The sequence below is a fragment of the Synechococcus sp. R5-15 genome, assembly GCF_047462035.1.
Lineage (GTDB): Bacteria > Cyanobacteriota > Cyanobacteriia > Thermostichales > Thermostichaceae > Thermostichus.
This window is the reverse complement of sequence record NZ_JANSIK010000128.1, coordinates 1-2,240: the sequence shown is the minus strand read 5'-3', so window position 1 is coordinate 2,240 and position 2,240 is coordinate 1. Positions and strand designations below refer to the sequence as shown.

At 58.4% G+C, this 2,240-nt stretch carries 2 protein-coding genes; both read left to right on the top strand.

What is annotated here, in order from left to right; all coding sequences use genetic code 11:
- Window positions 1–78: 78 nt before the first annotated feature.
- Window positions 79–738: a dTMP kinase gene (gene tmk, locus NW839_RS11050; RefSeq protein WP_414350315.1), complete on the top strand. Its 660-nt coding sequence runs from the start codon at window positions 79–81 to the stop codon at window positions 736–738.
- A 380-nt stretch (window positions 739–1,118) separates the two neighbouring features.
- Window positions 1,119–2,099, top strand: a complete 981-nt coding sequence (locus tag NW839_RS11045) for a CHAD domain-containing protein (RefSeq protein ID WP_414380652.1) — start codon at window positions 1,119–1,121, stop codon at window positions 2,097–2,099.
- Window positions 2,100–2,240 lie beyond the last annotated feature (141 nt).

The window sequence follows — 2,240 nt, the reverse complement described above, 5'->3', positions numbered from 1 at the left end:
AGAGATAGGCAGGATGCGATCGCTTCTTTCCTGAACCATGTTCAGGAGAGTTCAGCGTGAATGTATCAGGACGACGGTGTGTTCATCACCCTAGAAGGCGGGGAAGGGGTGGGCAAAACCACCCAACAGGCCCTCTTGGTTGAGCGGCTGCGCCAAGAAGGCTACGCTTGCCTGTGTACCCGCGAGCCGGGGGGCACGGCGCTGGGCGAAACGCTGCGGGAGCTGTTGCTGCACGGGGATCCCTTTAGCCCTCTGGCGGAGTTGCTCCTGTACGCGGCGGATCGGGCTGAACACGTGAGCAAAGTCATCGCGCCGGCTCTGGCGGCAGGGCAGGTGGTGGTTTGCGACCGCTTTACCGATTCCACCTTGGCCTATCAAGGCTATGGCCGGGGCATAGATCTGGATCTGATCCGGCAGCTCAACCGATGGGTCACCGACGGGCTACAGCCGGATCTCACCCTGTGGCTGGATCTGCCCCCCGAGGTGGGGCTAGAACGGGCTCGCTCCCGTTCTTCTGGCGCAGTTGAGCTAGCGGTGCAGAGCACTAACGAGCAAGAAGGCCTAGAGTTCCACCGGCGGGTTTACTGCGGATTCGAAACCCTGGCCGCCGCAGAACCACAGCGGATTGTCCGCATTTCAGCCCAGGGATCCCCGGCAGAGGTGGCTGCGCGGATTTGGTCGGTGGTGAAGCCTCGTTTAGCTAGGCCGCCGTTCGCGCTAGCGGGACGGAGTCCTTGAAGCCCCGCCCTCTGTCTGTAGGACGAGGGTTGGGATGAAAGGCGGTCGTTGTTCTACAATCAACTCGGCTGTACAAAACGGCATTGTCTGTATGCCTACGGCACGGCTTCGCCGAACGTGGAGGGTTCTTGCGTAGGCTCCCTGCTTTCCTCTGCGGGACGGAGTCCTTTGAAGCGAAAAGCCCGCCCCGTACTGCCAGCAGTCGGGGTCGGGAGTATGTCACTACCTTCCCCCTCTTGCCCTCTTAAGGTTAAAAAGAGGTTAAGAAGCGAAACTGCTTTACCCCCTTCCAGGTTAAGTTGGGCTGGATCGCCCCTCGGGTAGGGAGTTTTTGTCTTCTTAGTTGCTTCGCTGTGCCTTCGGAGAGGAGAGGTTTGTCTATGGATGCCCTGTTGCCGGGTGACACCGGTGCGACTGCTGACGAGCAAAAGGGTGAACATAACCCAATCTCACTTTCCCCTTTGTCTTCGTCCTCCCTAGCCCTCCAAGCCCATCAACTGTTGAGCCAGCAATGGCAGCGGCTGCAGAAACACGTAAAGCGAGTTCTGACCCAGCATCCAGAGGCGGCAGAATCTCTCCACCAAATCCGAGTGACCTTGCGCCGTATTGGCACTTGGGTGCAGGTGTTTCAGGGATCCGTCCGGCTGCCCAAGCCTCTCAAGCCCAAACGCCTGCAAAAGCTGGCCAGTGCTTTGGGCAAGCAGCGGGATCTGGACGTGCTGCTGGAAATCCTGCAGGAACCTTGCTGGGAAGGGATCCCGGCAGCCCAGCAGGCAGAACTGGAGAAGCTAAAACAAGATCTGCAGCAACGTCGAACCCAAGCCGAGAAACGCTCCCGCCGCATTCTTGAAGATGCTGACTTCCTGGCGTTTCAAGCTGCCTGCGAGCAGTGGCTGGCTCACCCCCGCTATAAGCCCCAGGCGGAGCTGCCTTTGCCGGAAAGCTTGCCCCACTTGCTGACTCCCCTGCTGGCCCAGTGGCTGCTGCAGCCAGGCTGGCGGATCCCTGCTTTCCCCGCAACGGAAGCCCAGGCTGAGCAACTGCACGAGCTGCGCAAGGCCACCAAACGGCTGCGCTATCAGGTGGAGTTTTTTGCGCCCTTTTACGGGGAAACCATGCAAGATTGGATAGCAACCCTGAAGTGCTTGCAGGATCAACTGGGCCGCTTTAACGATTTGCAGGTTTTGCAAGGCGAGCTGCCTGCAGACTCAGACCTACAAACCCTTCTCCAGGAACAACAAAAACTAGCCCTCCAGGAGTGGCCTGAGCACCAACAGCGCTGCCTGGCCTCTGCCGAGCAGCACCGGCTTTACTCTAATCTTTTCTCTGTTTCCAATTTCTTTCCAACTGGGGATCCCTAGGTTTCCAATTCTATAGATCCCCCCGAAGGAAAAACCCCGCCTTATTGGCGGGGGATTTTTTGTGGCTATAGGGTTTCCAATTTCTAGGGATCCCCCCGAAGGGGGAACGTAGCAACCATTGGTTGATCCTCGAAGAGGGTT